Annotated in this window: 12 protein-coding genes and 1 pseudogene; 9 read left to right on the top strand and 4 right to left on the bottom strand. The window is 48.8% G+C overall.

The window, feature by feature from the left end; all coding sequences use genetic code 11:
• Nucleotides 1-2 precede the first annotated feature (2 nt).
• On the top strand, nt 3-1,508 hold the full coding sequence (der, locus tag FCN78_RS10065) for a ribosome biogenesis GTPase Der (protein WP_077659370.1): 1,506 nt from the start codon (nt 3-5) through the stop codon (nt 1,506-1,508).
• 401 nt (nt 1,509-1,909) lie between these two features.
• Here der and xseA read toward each other — a convergent pair whose 3' ends face one another.
• The gene (gene xseA / locus FCN78_RS10060; RefSeq protein ID WP_106407188.1) at nt 1,910-3,298 is read right to left on the bottom strand and encodes an exodeoxyribonuclease VII large subunit; all 1,389 of its coding nucleotides are present in this window, start codon (nt 3,296-3,298) and stop codon (nt 1,910-1,912) included.
• 214 nt (nt 3,299-3,512) lie between these two features.
• Here xseA and guaB point away from each other — a divergent pair, with 214 nt between their 5' ends.
• From guaB to FCN78_RS10040, 4 genes are all read left to right on the top strand, one after another.
• Nucleotides 3,513-4,976 (top strand): IMP dehydrogenase, encoded by a 1,464-nt coding sequence (gene guaB / locus FCN78_RS10055; protein ID WP_069363240.1) that lies wholly within the window; start codon nt 3,513-3,515, stop codon nt 4,974-4,976.
• A 75-nt stretch (nt 4,977-5,051) separates the two neighbouring features.
• On the top strand, nt 5,052-6,629 hold the full coding sequence (gene guaA, locus FCN78_RS10050) for a glutamine-hydrolyzing GMP synthase (RefSeq protein ID WP_077659369.1): 1,578 nt from the start codon (nt 5,052-5,054) through the stop codon (nt 6,627-6,629).
• A gap of 205 nt (nt 6,630-6,834) precedes the next feature.
• Entirely contained in the window at nt 6,835-7,908 is a 1,074-nt protein-coding gene (locus tag FCN78_RS10045; protein WP_077659368.1) for a DUF4297 domain-containing protein, read from the top strand.
• Between the two features lie 260 nt (nt 7,909-8,168).
• Nucleotides 8,169-9,686, top strand: a complete 1,518-nt coding sequence (locus FCN78_RS10040; RefSeq protein WP_235607577.1) for a hypothetical protein — start codon at nt 8,169-8,171, stop codon at nt 9,684-9,686.
• Between the two features lie 223 nt (nt 9,687-9,909).
• On the opposite strand, the pseudogene FCN78_RS10035 reads toward FCN78_RS10040, so the two are convergent.
• Nucleotides 9,910-10,020 (bottom strand): annotated as a pseudogene (locus FCN78_RS10035) (IS5/IS1182 family transposase); the annotation flags it as partial.
• A gap of 16 nt (nt 10,021-10,036) precedes the next feature.
• On the opposite strand from FCN78_RS10035, the gene FCN78_RS10030 reads away from it, so the two are divergent.
• The 4 genes from FCN78_RS10030 (at nt 10,037) to tadA (ending at nt 14,417) form a co-directional block, all read left to right on the top strand.
• Entirely contained in the window at nt 10,037-11,125 is a 1,089-nt protein-coding gene (locus tag FCN78_RS10030) for a type IV toxin-antitoxin system AbiEi family antitoxin (RefSeq protein WP_205912064.1), read from the top strand.
• A complete protein-coding gene (locus FCN78_RS10025) occupies nt 11,079-11,924 on the top strand; it encodes a hypothetical protein (protein WP_077659367.1) in 846 nt (281 codons plus the stop codon). The genes FCN78_RS10030 and FCN78_RS10025 overlap by 47 nt, the downstream gene beginning before the upstream one ends.
• Before the next feature lie 337 nt (nt 11,925-12,261).
• Nucleotides 12,262-13,776 (top strand): AbgT family transporter, encoded by a 1,515-nt coding sequence (locus tag FCN78_RS10020; protein ID WP_077484886.1) that lies wholly within the window; start codon nt 12,262-12,264, stop codon nt 13,774-13,776.
• A 98-nt stretch (nt 13,777-13,874) separates the two neighbouring features.
• Nucleotides 13,875-14,417 carry a tRNA adenosine(34) deaminase TadA gene (gene tadA, locus FCN78_RS10015; RefSeq protein ID WP_077650353.1) on the top strand — a complete coding sequence of 181 codons (543 nt, stop codon included), beginning with the start codon at nt 13,875-13,877 and terminating at the stop codon, nt 14,415-14,417.
• On the opposite strand, the gene FCN78_RS15875 is transcribed toward tadA, so the two are convergent.
• The gene (locus tag FCN78_RS15875) at nt 14,414-14,575 is read right to left on the bottom strand and encodes a hypothetical protein (protein WP_167369481.1); all 162 of its coding nucleotides are present in this window, start codon (nt 14,573-14,575) and stop codon (nt 14,414-14,416) included. The two genes, tadA and FCN78_RS15875, sit on opposite strands and share 4 nt — an antisense overlap.
• Nucleotides 14,576-14,582: 7 nt before the next feature.
• The gene (gene mltF / locus FCN78_RS10010) at nt 14,583-16,103 is read right to left on the bottom strand and encodes a membrane-bound lytic murein transglycosylase MltF (RefSeq protein WP_077659384.1); all 1,521 of its coding nucleotides are present in this window, start codon (nt 16,101-16,103) and stop codon (nt 14,583-14,585) included.
• Nucleotides 16,104-16,410 lie beyond the last annotated feature (307 nt).

Genomic DNA, 16,410 nt, shown 5'->3' with positions numbered 1-16,410 from the left:
ACATGATTCCTGTTATAGCCCTAGTGGGGCGCCCGAATGTGGGAAAATCGACGCTCTTTAACCGTCTTACCCGCACACGCGATGCATTAGTAGCGGATTTTCCGGGACTGACCAGGGATCGAAAATACGGCAAGGCATTGCTAGATGATCACGAATTTATCGTGATTGACACCGGCGGCATTGACGGCACCGAAGAAGGTGTAGAAACCAAGATGGCAGAGCAGTCGCTAGCGGCGATTGAAGAAGCCGATGTCGTGCTGTTTATGGTCGATGGTCGAGCCGGTCTGACCCCAGCGGATCAGGATATTGCTCAACATATTCGTACCCGTGAAAAAACTACCTTCTTGGTGGTGAACAAAGTGGATGGTATTGATCCAGACACGGCGACGGCTGATTTTTGGCAGTTAGGCATGGATAACATGTTCCAGATCGCTGCCGCGCATGGCCGAGGTGTTAGCGGCCTGATTAATCGTGCGTTGACGCCTTTGGTGGAGCAAGTGTCAGCTGACGAGGACGATGCGCAAGCAGGCGTGATCGATTTGACCGAGGAAGCCGATACGCTCGACAGTAATGATGACGCGGTAAAAACCGAAGAGCAGGCGGAAAGCGAGTATGAATACTTACAATCGCTACCGATTAAAATTGGGATTATTGGCCGCCCCAATGTGGGTAAATCAACCCTGACGAACCGCATGCTCGGTGAAGAGCGCGTGGTGGTTTATGACATGCCTGGCACAACCCGTGACTCCATTTACATTCCCATGGAGCGTGATGGTCGCGAATACGTGATGATTGATACTGCCGGGGTGCGACGTCGTAAACGAGTGACCGACAAGGTAGAAAAATTCTCGGTGATCCAAACCCTCAAGGCGATTGAAGATGCCAACGTGGTGTTATTAGTCATCGACGCACGCGAGAATATATCGGACCAAGACTTAAGCTTGCTTGGTTTTGCACTGAATGCTGGGCGCTCGATTGTTTTGGCGGTCAACAAGTGGGATGGCTTGGACAGTGAAGTGAAAGAGCGTGTGAAGTCAGAGCTTGATCGTCGCTTAGGGTTTGTCGACTTTGCCCGTGTGCATTTCATTTCTGCGTTGCACGGCACCGGGGTCGGTCACTTGTTTGAGTCGATTCAAGAGGCGTATCAGTCAGCGACAAAACGTGTTGGAACCGCGATGCTCACCCGCATTTTGAAAATGGCGCAAGATGACCATCAACCACCGATGATCCGTGGACGTCGGGTGAAGCTCAAATATGCGCACGCAGGCGGCTACAACCCACCGATTGTGGTGGTTCATGGTAACTTGGTCAAAGAGCTACCAGATTCTTATAAGCGTTATTTGATGAATTACTATCGGCGAACCCTGGATATAATGGGCACGCCAATAAAGATCCAATTCCAAAACAGCGAAAACCCCTATGAGGGGAAAAAAGAAAAGCTGACATTATCTCAATCCCGTCAGCGTAAACGCTTAATGGATATGGTGAAAAACCGCAATAAGAAGTGATAGAAAGCCCAGCAGCGATGCTGGGTTTTTTTGATCGTGACATGGCGAGTCCGATCTCTGTTAGGATCCGTAACCGAATAAAAGTGATCTGGGTCACGTTAATGGGCGCGATTATCTGTTGTCTTAGATCCTAGTCCATTGCGCTGCCGCTCAGGTTTTGAGCGGTGGTAAAATCGACACCCCTTTCTACATCACACTTTTAGATTACTCTGGATCTAGGCTGTAGTAAAACACAATTTAGATTTTTATCCTTCTATAAATCCAAATGCAGAACATGTAACTTATGCTTTCGGGAAGTGTATTGATAAATATTCTTTTCAGGGTAGGAAGCTGATCAGGGGGAATAAACCCCCAGATCGCGCGATCGCTTACTGATCGGTCAGATGTCTGTTGTGCAGAGTTTAATCAGGAGATTGATGCAGGTGTCGTTGTTGTACCACGCTGGTGACATCGCCGTTGCTAAGCTGGGTGTGTAAGGTATCACCCTCTTTCAACTGGTTGATGTTAGTGACGATGTGTCCATCACTATCACGGCTAATTGAATAGCCGCGAGAAAGGGTGGCAAGTGGGCTGACCGCATCTAAGGTGGCGACCAAGGTCGCGAGTCGCTGTTGCGCATGGGACAGGTGCGAGTCCATCGCGTGGGTGAGGCGTTGATGGTATTGCGCCAATTGAGCCTGATGCTGCTGAATACGACGGTCAGGCGTCATGCGCTGCAATCGAGTATCTAACGTGTTCAGTTGGCTGCTGTACCGTGAAAACTGCTTAGTGAGTGCCTGGTGCATTCGTCGTTGCAGCTCATCAATATGCTGACTTTGCTGTTGCAACCGCCGGCGAGGGTGCTGATGCGACAAACGGTGTTCGTGCTGCGTCAGCGCCCGTTGCTGGCGATACAAGAGGGTGCCGATCGCGTTTTTAAGTGCTTGCTCGCGCTGCTGATATTGCTGTAAGCGATAACTGAGGTCACGGCTCACTAATTCCGCGGCGGCTGATGGCGTCGGCGCGCGCACATCGGCAACAAAGTCGGCAATGGTGACATCGACCTCATGGCCTACGGCACTGACGATGGGGATCTGACTGGCGGCGATAGTACGGGCGACAATCTCTTCATTAAAGCACCATAAATCCTCGAGTGAGCCTCCACCACGGCCAACAATCAGCACATCACACTCGTTGCGCGCATTCGCGCGTCCTATGGCTTGGGCAATAGCAACCGCCGCCTCTTGTCCTTGTACCAGCGTGGGATAGATAACCACGGGCAGACTCGGATCGCGCCGTTTCAACACATTTAGAATATCGTGCAAGGCAGCGCCCGTTTTGGAGGTGATTATGCCAACGCGTTTGGGTTGGTCGGGCAAGGCCTGTTTGGCGCTTTGTGCGAATAAGCCTTCAGCGGCTAACGCTTGTTTGCGTTGCTCAAACGCCTGTTGCAGTCGTCCATCGCCTTCGGGCTGCATGCTTTCTAAGATCAGTTGATAGTCGCCGCGAGGCTCGTACATAGACACGCGTGCACGTACCAATACCTGATCGCCGTTTTTAGGTTTGAACATCACGCGGCGATTGTTACCACGGAACATCGCACATTTGACTTGGCTTTGGTTATCTTTCAACGACAAATACCAGTGACCCGATGTCGCGGCGGTAAAATTAGAGATTTCCCCCGTGAGCCAGACGATACCGATGTTTTTCTCCAAGCAAAGACGCACTTCGGCATTTAAGCGAGAGACGGAAAGAATATTTCGGTTGTTAGCGGTCACGATCTCGGTCCCTTTCAATAAGCTTGTCAGCATACTACCTGTCGCATTCCGGTATGCCAAATAGACCTAGAGCAATCGGTTGCGAAAAAGTCCCGCGGATATATGTTGATAAATCAACCGACTAAATCTGAGTTGCCCAACAAACGGACATTCTTAGTAAAAATCGATAGCCAAACGTTTGCGCTGCACGTATAATGCTGCGGCAATATTTTGTTCCCCTTCACAAATTTTGGTGTGAGATATTGCAATGCTGAGAATCGCGAAAGAAGCGCTAACCTTTGACGATGTACTCCTCGTCCCTGCCCACTCAAATGTTCTTCCTAACCATGCCGATCTGCGTACTAAATTGACACGCTCGATCAGCTTAAACATTCCTGTGCTATCCGCCGCGATGGACACGGTGACCGAAGCCCGTTTGGCAATTGCCTTGGCGCAAGAAGGTGGTCTTGGCTTTATCCATAAAAACATGACCATCGAGCAACAGGCTGAACAAGTACGCTTGGTCAAAATCTATGAAGCAGGCATGGTCACCAACCCAGTGACTGTGACCCCTGAAATGACCATTGCTGATGTGAAGGCGCTGACTGAGCGTAACGGCTTTGCCGGTTACCCTGTTGTCAATGCACAAAAAGAGCTGGTGGGCATCATCACTGGCCGTGACGTGCGTTTTGTCTCTGACTTAAGCAAGCGCGTCGAAGACGTGATGACACCAAAATCTCGCCTTGCCACTGTGCAAGAAGGCGCGGAGCGTGAGCAGGTACAGCAGCTCATGCAACAACACCGCGTCGAGAAGGTTTTGGTGGTCAACTCAAGCCATCATCTCACCGGTATGATCACCGCTAAAGACTTCCAAAAAGCGGAAAGCAAGCCTAATGCCTGTAAAGACGAACAAGGTCGCTTACGTGTTGGCGGTGCGGTCGGGGCCGGTGCGGGCAATGAAGAACGTATTGCCGCCTTGGTTGAAGCCGGCGTGGATGTGCTGCTGATTGACTCATCACACGGCCACTCTGAAGGGGTGTTGCAACGTATCCGTGAAGCACGTGCCGCGTATCCGAACCTGCAGATTGTGGGCGGCAACGTCGCCACCGCTGAAGGGGCGCGCGCCCTGATTGAAGCCGGTGTGGATGCCGTCAAGGTTGGCATTGGCCCAGGCTCAATCTGTACCACGCGTATCGTCACTGGCGTCGGTGTCCCGCAGATCACGGCGATCAGTGATGCAGCCGCTGTAGCGCAAGAATACGGCATTCCTGTGATTGCCGATGGCGGTATCCGCTTCTCTGGGGATCTGTGTAAAGCGATTGCGGCCGGTGCATCCTGTGTGATGGTAGGCTCAATGCTCGCTGGTACCGAAGAGTCTCCGGGTGAAGTGGAGCTTTACCAAGGCCGTGCTTACAAATCTTATCGTGGTATGGGCTCAGTGGGCGCCATGTCGAAAGGCTCATCTGACCGTTACTTCCAAAGCGATAACGCCGCAGACAAGCTGGTGCCTGAAGGCATTGAAGGACGTGTTGATTACAAAGGCATGATGAAAGAGATCATTCATCAACAAATGGGTGGCCTGCGCTCCAGCATGGGCCTCACCGGCTCTGCCACCATTGAAGAGATGCGCACCCAAGCGCAGTTTGTTCGCGTCACTGGCGCGGGCATGAAAGAGTCACACGCGCATGATGTCACTATTACTAAAGAAGCGCCGAACTATCGCCTCGGCTAAAGACATCACCACCGCGATGCATTTGAGAGGGGAGCGCGGCTCCCCTTTGTTCCACTTAATTGAGAAAGCCAGATAATGACCCAGAACATTCATGCTCAACGTATTTTGATCCTTGATTTTGGCTCCCAGTACACCCAATTGATTGCGCGCCGTGTACGCGAGATCGGTGTGTATTGTGAGCTTTGGAGCTGGGATGTCGATGAGCAAGACATTCGTGACTTTGCCCCTAACGGCATCATCCTATCCGGTGGTCCAGAGAGCGTGGCAGAGGAGAACTCGCCACGAGCACCGCAATATGTCTTTAACGCGGGTGTGCCTGTGTTGGGCGTCTGTTATGGCATGCAAACCATGGCTGAGCAGCTTGGTGGTAAAGTGGCCGGCTCTGATCACCGTGAATTTGGCTACGCGCAAGTAAAACGCGTTGGACAAAGCGCGTTGTTTGATGGCATTGAAGATGCCATCGCCGATGACGGGCATGCGCTCCTCGATGTATGGATGAGCCATGGTGATAAAGTGGTCGCCATTCCAGAAGATTTTGTCAAAGTGGCCGAGACGGACACTTGCCCCTTCGCGGCCATGGCCAATGAAGACAAGCGTTTTTATGGTGTGCAATTCCACCCAGAAGTGACCCATACTCGCCAAGGCCAACGCATGTTGGAGCAGTTTGTGATGCAAATCTGCCAATGCGAGCGCTTGTGGACACCAGCCACCATTATTGACGATGCGATTGAGCGTATTCGCGAGCAAGTCGGGGATGATGAGGTGATCCTTGGCTTGTCTGGCGGCGTTGACTCTTCTGTGGTCGCCATGCTGGTTCACCGTGCAATTGGCGATAAGCTCACGTGTGTGTTCGTCGATAATGGCCTGCTACGCCTTAACGAAGGTGAGCAAGTACTGGAAATGTTCGGTGACCACTTTGGTTTGAATATTATTCATGTTAACGCCGAAGACCGTTTCCTCGATGCCCTTAAAGGCGAAGCGGATCCGGAAGCCAAGCGGAAAATCATTGGTCGCGTGTTTGTCGAAGTATTCGATGAGCAAGCGAGCAAAATGAAAAATGCCAAGTGGCTGGCACAAGGCACCATCTACCCGGATGTGATTGAGTCAGCGGCCTCGAAAACCGGTAAAGCGCATGTGATCAAATCACACCACAACGTCGGTGGCCTGCCGGAAGAAATGGAAATGGGTCTGGTTGAGCCGCTTAAAGAGTTGTTCAAAGATGAAGTGCGTAAAATTGGCCTTGAGCTAGGTTTACCGTACCACATGCTTTATCGCCACCCCTTTCCAGGGCCAGGCCTCGGCGTGCGCGTGCTAGGCGAGATTCAAAAAGAATACTGCGATCTACTTCGTCGCGCCGATGCGATCTTTATCGAAGAGCTGCGCAATGCCGATCTTTACGAGAAAGTCTCGCAAGCCTTCGCCGTATTCCTGCCTGTTCGCTCGGTGGGCGTGATGGGCGATGGCCGTAAATACGACTGGATCATTGCCCTACGTGCCGTCGAAACCATCGACTTTATGACCGCACATTGGGCACACTTGCCATACGAATTCCTGGGTAAGGTATCAAACCGCATTATCAACGAAGTCGACGGTATCTCCCGCGTGGTTTACGACGTCTCCGGCAAACCCCCAGCGACGATTGAGTGGGAGTAAGGCTAGCCGTAAACAGCTAATAAGCCTTTAGTAAATAAATGAAATGCCAGTCAGTTTCTGACTGGCATTTTTTGTTGTTGCAAGGTTGGCATCATGGCTGTTAAAAATTCATGATCTAGTTCAAAGGGATAGAATGATTTATAAATATATTTTATGTTACTATTTATTTTAAAAGTAAAAATCACTTTTAGTTGGTTTAGGTCATATGGCAGACAATCCACTCGCAGAAGCTCAGAGAGAATCCGCAGGGGCAAGCACCTTTGGTAAATATAATTTTCAATTTCATTGGGCGTTGTGCGAGATCATTGAGAAGCACAAGAGTAAGAAAGAATATGCATTACTAATTGAGCATCATGAGGATGTCGTAATTGCAGATAGCTTAGATGCTGATAAAGCCCAATTTGAATTTTATCAAGTAAAAAACCAAAGTGCTAAGTACACGCTAGCTTCACTCACCAACAGACAAAAGGGAGCCAATGATACTCTTAAGAACTCGGTTCTCGGGAAGTTACTTAGCTCTTGCATTAATACAGAATATGAAGACCGAATTACAATTATTGGATTGGTCTCCTCAAGCGGGTTTAGCCTAAACCTTGATAAAGGGTTAAAGCTGGACGTGATCAAGGTTGGAGACATTGCCACAAGTGATTTGGCAAGTTTGACTCAAAATATTGATAATGAACTAGGAATTGAAGTTCTACCAGAGCACTTACAGTTTATTGTCCCTGATGTACAGTTAAAAAATCAGGAAGATTATGTTCTGTCTCACTTTGCTCGTCTCGTAAATACGCTGTTCCCCGGAGCATATTGCAACCCTGTAAACATCTATCGCTCTGTCGTTGATGAGATGGGACGAATTGGCCGCGTCGAGTATGACTATAGAGATTGGGCAAGACTTATCGACAATAAATCTCTCACTTCTACTGAAGTACATAACGTGATCACTCAATATACAACTCATCCAAGTGTAGATGAATTAAAAAATGACTTTGACGACTTAGCAAGAGATTTAGGTTGGAAAGCAAAAAAAAAGCGCACTTTCAAGAGTAAACTGGCTTTACTAGCACTACGAAGATCTGGGTTTATGAGTGCGCTAGATATTGAGATTACGAGTGTATTTAAACGATCTCACTGTAAGGTCGATGAAAATAATTATTCTGACGATATTACTTATCTTGAGGCTCTAGGTAAACAAGCCATTGAAGACGGTTTACTTGTGAAGGTTAGTGACCAAGATGAACTGTTTTTAGAAGTCATCTACTGCTTATTAAAGGCTTAACGATGAAAAGTAATTACAAGTTATTGATAAGAAATCTTAGGAAACATAAAAATGAAAGGCTTGCAATTTCAACGTCTAGTTCTACTGTCCGATTCGAAAAAACTGGCGAATCAGTTCACGTTTCCGAAGAGACTCAATCTCGTTACCGGAAGCGACAATAGTATTGGAAAATCAACACTAGTACAAAAAGTCTATTCTGGGCCATTGGTTGCGAGCCTCACTTTGATGAAGAATGGAGATCAAATGACGTTAAGGCCATCTTGTACTTCAAAATAAATCAGCAGGAATACATTGTTAGCCGATACGCAGATGGAGTTTATTTTGGCCGTAAAGGTTCTACATTAACGAAATACTCTAAAGTAACGGGAAAGTTTGCTGAAGACTTCGCAGAGGAAGTAGGTTTTGATCTAATGCTAGCAAATAGGAAGGATGGCCTTGATTGCCCTCCTCCTGCTTTTTACTTCCTACCATTCTACATTGACCAGAAGAAAAGTTGGGATGAACCATGGAACGGCTTTGAAGGGCTCGGTCAATACAGTAATTTCAAAAAAACATTAATCAAATACTTCTGTGGTTACTTACCTAGCGAGCACTTTGAACTTGAAGAGGATGTGTTTGCGCAAAAAGCTATAGAAAAAGAAGCTAATCAACAAGCTAGTCGTATTTCAGATGCGATTAGTGTCCTTGAAGAGGTAGCACCAGAGCAGAATATTGCTTTTACTCAAGAAGAATTTGAATCTATTCAGCAGGAGATTGAAAAAGAACTAACAGTATTTTCTGCTCACCAGTCTGAGCTTTTTGAGCAACGTTCAGCGCTAGCAAATGAAATCCATGATTTAGAACAACAACATCTTATTGCTAGTACTTCTGCAAGAGAGCTCGACGAAGATTACACTTTCGCAGTAGAAAACGTGCCCTCAGATTCTCTAGAATGCCCTTTATGTGGGGTTGAACACGACAACTCTTTGCTAACTCGTGCTGGTCTTTTAGCTGACAAGGAAGACTTAGAGCAACAAGCATATAGCATTGAAGCTGCACTTGAGGTTAAATATCGACAACGTACAGTGTTAACAGAAGAGTTGAATTTTATAACCTCTGAAATAGAGCGAATAAATAGTAAGTATTTAAAAGAAGATGCTCCTGAAGATAAATGTAATGAACAACAGATATTTGATCAAGCACTTCATGCTATTTCCCAAAAGAAAGTCAATAGTAGCGTTGCTCAGAAAAAAGAAAGCTACGTACTTCAATCGCAATGTGCTAAGGACAAGCAGAAAGGCATAAAAGCAGAGCAACGCAAGCTTGTTAAGAAGAAAGAGAAGGACGAGTTGAACGAGTTATTTATGGGCAATTTAGCCGAAATCATCAACGCGTTATCGGCTACTGGAGTTAACCTAAATGATGTCAAAGCGCCGATGGATTATAGAAAAATCCTAGGTGGCGGTGCAGCAGAAGGGACACGAGGTACACTAGCCTACCAGCTTGCCGTTCTTCGCCAGATTAATTATGCCAACCATTGCCAACTCGCTCCGTTTGTTATCGATACTCCTAACCAACAAGAACAGGCAAAGCACCGATATGAGCAAGTCATGGATGTTGTTACTGACAACATCCCTAATGGCTATCAAGTGATTTTATGTGCTATGGACAACGACGCCTTATCCACCTATAAACAGGATGCTCATATCATTGAGCTAGGCGAAAACCGTCTATTGCGATATGAGTCTTATGCCCAACTTCGCGCTGAGTATGAGCAAGTTGTTATAAGAAACAGTTAGAAGAAAAAGCTACTTTCGCTTAGCTCCACTGATGGAAAAGGTCTAGGTTTCGAGCTAGACCTTTGAGGCGCTTACCTTGATGTATTGAATGAAGACATCACCAGTGACCGCAAAGCAGAAGGAAAAAGCCGCCAAAGGAAGCACCATTAAAGACGAACGTTAAAAACGGCGTTGTTGATCAAGTTATTCGCCTAACGCACTGATTAAATATGAACCCACCGTATCAGCCAACGCAGTAACTAACAGGCGTACCGAGTCTTATGACTTTGTTCATTGCTTTCACGTTGGCTAATACTTCGCCAACTTGTGTATCGTAATCACGCAGTTTCAGTCGCGCGTTACGCTAACCGGTGCCTGCTTCACTCAAGCTCTCCGCTTATCTTGCAGAATTTTATGTTCACGACTATTATTTGTTCATGATTCATGAACGGTATTTGTGTGTGAACGAGAACTCGACACTACTAATGCGAGCTTTGGATAATCTGCCTTCGCATATTCAAGGGGAGTATACTTTCGCTCCAGAGCCGGATGGTGGGCCTTACACCGATGCTGAGGTGACTCTGACAGTGCACGGCCAACGATATTTGTTTGGCACTGAAATAAAGCGGATCCATCGTAAAGAGAGCCTATCAGCATTGCTAGGCGCTGCTCGCTCAGACAATCTGTTGGTGTGTAACAGACTGACGACTCATCTCGCCGATTTTTGCACCAAGAACGCGATCAATTTTATTGATGAGGCCGGTAATGCTCGCGTGAGTTTTAACGGGTTAAATCTATGGATTGAGGGCAAAAATCTCACTGAAAACCACTTTGCAATTCCACAGCCGGCAAAACCAGGCTTAGGTTTTATGAAGCTTCTGTTTGCTTTGTTGGCTCAGGAAGATGTGTTGCATCTGCCGTTTCGAACCATAGCCGAGATGGCGAATATCTCATTAGGTATGGTGAGTAAGGGGTTTAAATACTTAGAAGCCGAGAAGCTTGTTAGTCTTGGTCGTACTCGTCGCATTTTGGATAAAGAGACCCTTTATCAGATCTGGATTGAACACTATCGTACCGTGCTTAGGCCAAAGCTCGGAGGGCTAAAATTAGTTGCGCCGGATGATTGGCGAGACATCCCTTTAACATCCAATGATTGCTGGGGGGGAGAAGTCGCTGCCGATGAACTAACACGCTATTTACAGCCTTATGAGTTACAGCTCTTTACCTTTGAACCATTGCAAAAAAAGCTTGCGCTGCTCAAGGCAAAGCCAGACGCTTCCGGCAGACTTTGGGTAGTGCCTGCATTCTGGGGAAAGGCGCTGGATATCAATATCAATGCCAAGGCATTGCTGGCTGTTGCTGAGCTACTTGCAAGTAGAGATAGCCGAAACAAGGAGGTTGCCGAACGCATCAATGATCAATATCTACAGCTTAAAACACTGCCTGAAACCTGGGTTTGAGTCTGTACTGACACTGATCACCCGCACAACTCAGCAAACTGGCGTACCATTTTTTGTTGCTGGGGCAACGGCAAGAGATCTCGTTTTGTATCATGTGTTTGGCCGTGACCCCGGCCGTCAGACTCGGGATATTGATACCGGCATTCTGATACCGGATTGGGACGCGTTCGCCAGTGTAAAGCAGGCTTTGCTGGATACCGGATTAATCGCAACCAATAAAGCGCATCGGCTTAAAGATCCTGACAGTGGTTTGCCAATTGATATTATTCCCTTTGGTGCCATCGCCGATGAAGCAGGTGAAATACAATGGCCACCCGAGCATGCTGTCACCATGACGGTAGCTGGATTTCAGGAAGCTTACGATGCCGCTTTATCAATAGACCTAGGGCAGGGCGATATTATCAAAGTTGCGTCACTGGCCGGGCTGACTTTGCTAAAACTGATTGCCTGGCAGGAGCGGGGAAGCGAGAGTAGTAAAGACGCTTCTGACTTTTTAACCATTCTTTTTGAGTATCAGCATGTTCAGGCGGATCGTCTATGGGAGCCTTATATCCCGGCAGAGCACTTAGAATATGATACCGAGCGGCAAGGGGCCTTCTTGCTTGGATATGATTTGAAAATGATTTTGTCTGAGCCTGCTACCAATCCGGAGACCATCAGCCGGATTACCACATTGGCAACTGATATCGATGGACTGGTCAGGGCTCAGTTCAAAAGTCAGAATCTTTGCAGCTATGAGAGGATAGAGCAGCTGCAGAATGACTTTTGGGCAGGGCTAGCGTTGCAAGAGCCGTCTTAACTGCCGTGAAAAACGGGCCTATTCTGCAAATCGTTTTCGATATCAGACTTCCTCTAATCCCCAAACCTAGCATGATCTTTTTGTTTCTAAATATTTCAGCACGCCCTGTAAGCATCCGTTTTTTGTGCTGCTTTTCGAATTACAAAACAATTTAACATTTGGTTAACTGGCTTTGTTATGGCTAACTATGCTGATTTTTGCTTTACTGGCGAAAGTTTGTCATTTTAATGTCACTAAAACCTGCTCCAGCAGGTAAGCAAAGACACAACATCGAAAAGTGGAGTAAACAGTGAGCCAACACATAAGCGACTCAGCCGATGCTGGCCAGCCGCGCGGCATGGATCGGTTTTTGAACATGATAGAGCGGGCCGGGAACCGCATTCCGGATCCCGCGTTATTGTTTTTTTGGGGGCTGATCACCGTCTGGGTATTGTCAGCTATTCTCTCTCAGATCTCTTTTGATTCAGTCCACCCTTTGACCGGTGACGCTGTCCAAGTCAAAAACCTGCTCACCGGCGATGCGCTCGCCCACTTTTTAGCCAATATGGTTGACACCTTTACTGGATTTGCGCCGCTGGGGATTGTTTTGGTGGCGATGCTTGGTGTAGGTGTGGCTGATCAGTCAGGCTTTATTACCACCGGGCTCAAGAAAATGCTGAGTATAACGCCGAAGCAAGCGCTTACACCCATGCTGATTTTGGTGGCGATTGTCTCCCACACCGCCGCAGATGCTGGCTACGTGCTGGTGATCCCACTCGGCGGGATTATCTTCCACGCGGCGGGTCGTCATCCTCTGGCCGGTATCGCTGCCGCCTTTGCTGGGGTATCCGGCGGCTTCTCCGCGAACTTTATTCCGTCTGGCATTGATCCTTTGCTGGCAGGCTTTACCGAGTCGGCCGCACACGTGTTGGATGACAGCTACCAAGTTAATCCCCTCGCTAACATCTACTTTACGGGCTTGTCGTCGATTTTAATCGTGGCGCTGGGCTGGTTTGTAACTGAGAAAATTGTCGAGCCACGCTTAAATCGCACACCAATTGATGAGGATGCCGAAGAGGCACCGGATCTGGGCTCTTTTACGGCGATTGAAGGTAAAGCCTTTAACCGTGCTGGGCTGGCGATGCTACTAGGGATCGCTGCGCTGGTGGCGGCCTCGTGGCCGGAAACGTCCCCGCTTCGCTCACCGGCGGGTGAGCTGACTGCGTTTGATGCACCGATTATGCAATCAATCGTGCCGCTCATTTTTGTGCTGTTTATTATTCCAGGCATTGTTTATGGCAAAACCGCGGGCACCTTTAAAACCAGCCAGGACGTGATCAAATCCATGTCTGACACCATGGCGACCATGGGCGCGTATATGGTGATGGCGTTTTTCTGCGCGCAATTCTTAGCCGCATTTACCCAATCAAACATTGGTACTTTGTTGGCGCTCAACGGCGCGGAGCTGTTGCAGTCAATGAACCTGCCAGGTGAGATGACGATTGTGGGAATGATTTTGCTGACGGCAATGGTGAACTTATTGATTGGTTCCGCGTCGGCGAAATGGGGGCTGATTGGGCCGATTCTCGTACCGATGTTAATGGTCGTGGGCATTTCCCCTGAGTTGTCGCAAGCCGCTTATCGTGTGGGTGATTCCGTGTCGAACATTATTTCGCCATTAATGGTGTTCTTCCCACTGGTGGTGGTGTATTGCCAGCGCTACGTGAAAACCACGGGTATTGGTACCGTGGCGTCAATGATGATTCCGTACTCGCTTACCATGCTGGTAGGTTGGACTTTGTTCTTGTTGGCGTACTGGGCGTTCGGATTGCCTTTGGGCATTCAAGCCAGTTACCAGTACTTGGTGCAGTAACACGTGGCAACACGTTGAGCGAGATAAGCCGGCCTTCGAGCCGGCTTATTTGTATCGTATACTGAGGGCGTATTAGGTTGTGAGTCACAGAGGTTGGAATGAAAGATCCACATGCGTCGGATAGCGAGCACGACGTCTATATGCGCCAAGCGATCCAGTTAGCAGACAAGGCGGAACAAGAGGGTGAAGTACCTGTCGGCGCCGTGGTGGTGTATCAAGGTGAGGTGGTGGGCACGGGGTGGAACCGAACCATTACCCAGCATGATGCCACCGCCCATGCCGAAGTCATGGCCTTACGCCAAGCCGGCCAAGTGCTGGGGAATTATCGTTTATTAGACGCGGATCTTTATGTGACACTCGAACCGTGCCCGATGTGTGCGGCGGCGATCGTGCATGGCCGTGTCAGAAAAGTCTACTTTGGCGCGCCGGATCCCAAAACGGGGGCTGCCGGTTCGGTAATGAACTTGCTGAGCTATGAGGGTGTGAATCACCATGTGCACAGTGAGGGCGGGGTGTTAGAAGCGGAATGCCGTGCGCAACTGCAAGCCTTTTTCCGCCGTCGTCGCGCCGAAAAAAAGGCCGCTAAAAAAGCAGCCTGTCAATCTCAATCCTGTTTACCTGGCTCAGGCAAGGTGTCCTAGAACGCGTCATCAAAGGCGGCAAATTCACGAATCGCGAAGGCACGTTGTCGCCAAAGCACCTTTTTATGCATATTTTGGCGCATACGCTTACGCCGGTTAGCGGATGAAATGTTGTTTTTGCGAAAGCTCTGTTTCACCAGCCGTTTTCTTGGAACCATGCTGCCCTCATTGTGATTGCGTGTCTGATTGCGGTGTCGAGTTATCCTCTGACTGTGATGACGCCGAGTCTGGCGCTTGCTCGGTTGCATTCTCGGAGGCATTTTCCGATGGCTCATCAGGCGCGACGATCGTTTGTAGACCACCGAGATCTTCAACTTGTTGGCTGTCGAGAGACTCTATGTGTGCCTTCTCATAGCCTAGAATACTTTGGTAATAGCGGCGAATATTCTCGACGTAGCTAAGCGCCTCGTAACCACGTGCGTAACCATAGCGTGTTTGGGTGTAATACTGGCGCTTGGCTAATAAAGGTAGGCGCTGTTTTACATCGCTCCAAGAGTTAGGGTCGGCCCCTTGTGCGTCAGTGAGTCGGCGTGCGTCCATCATATGGCCAAAACCAATATTGTAAGAGGCGAGGGCAAACCAAATGCGCTCATGTGGATTAACACTATCAGGCACACGGTCAAGTACGCGTTGCAGGTAGAGCGAGCCGCCTTTAATACTTTGTTCCGGATCGAGACGATTGCGCACACCCACGGATTTCGCGGTTGGCAGGGTGAGCATCATCATACCGCGCACCCCGGTAGGCGAGATTGCCCGAGGGTTCCAATGCGACTCTTGATACGACAAGGCCGCCAGTAAGCGCCAGTCAAAATCGTTGGCGTGCTTTTTGAAAAGCGGCTCCCACTTGGGTAACTTGCTCTCTAGTGCCCGCAAAAAGGCGCGGGTATCGACGTAATCAAATTGATCAACGTGACCAAAATACTTCTCTTCTAAAATAGCCAATTCGCCAGTTTGGTTGATCTCACCAAAAAAATTGACCATCAAGGCATAGGCGCTGCTGTCGCCTTGTTTTTTCATAAACCAGGCGACAGGCTCGTCTTCACTGAGGGCCATGGCGACGGCTATATCTGGGTGGGTGCGTTGCATCAAGGCAATATCGACGGAATCGGCAATGGTAAAGTCAATCTCACCGTCTGCGACTTGTTTAAGCAGCTCATCATCGTCGGCGTCTTGCACCACTTTCCAGCTGAGATCGGGGTGGTCTTGTTTTAACGCTTGCAGGGTGAGGTCGTGGCTAGAATCTTCCACTACCGCCATGGTGGCATCGTCACGGTTAAAGTCATCGACATCGCGTGGGCGCCAATGTCCCTTTTTGTACACCACTTGTTGGCTGACAAAGTAATAGGCGGGGCCAGGGCGAAACTGGGCTAAACGTTGGTCGGTAATGGTAAGGCCAGCGGCAATCAGATCCACATCACCGCGCTTGAGAGCAGGGAACAGCCCGGACAAGGTGTAGGTCGGCACCATTTCCAGTTTTACCCCGAGCTTATCAGCAAACCGTGATGCAAGCTCGTAATCCAGCCCGGTGGGGCCATCAGGACCAATATAGTATGAGAGTTCGTTGTTGAGTGTCCCGACTCTTAAAACGCCGCGGTCACGGATTTTTTCTAGAACGGTACGATCGTCGAAGGTCCAATCACAGCCTGTGACGGCGAGGCTAAGCACAAGTACCGTTAGGCTAATCATCCATGATCGCAAAGAAAAGTCACGCTGTGTCAAAGGCTGTCGCTCACTGTTGCATGCCAGCATCAAACCGCTAGCGCTGATCGATAGACGCGTCATTCTACGTGATTAGACGTCAGACCGATAGAGGGAAAATTTTTGCGCAAACGGTTGCGTCAGGTGTGTTGTCGTTGACGGTTTTCCCCTATAATGGCGGCCGCTTGGGCAAAATGCCAGCATTAAAACGCGGGTTGAGCGGCGTATCACTCGGGGCTCTCAGTGAATTCGCTTTATGCGTAATGCGTGAACGGTATCCGCGCTTACCGTTAAA

Source organism: Salinivibrio kushneri, assembly GCF_005280275.1.
Lineage (GTDB): Bacteria > Pseudomonadota > Gammaproteobacteria > Enterobacterales > Vibrionaceae > Salinivibrio > Salinivibrio kushneri.
This window is presented reverse-complemented; position numbering and strand designations above follow the sequence as displayed.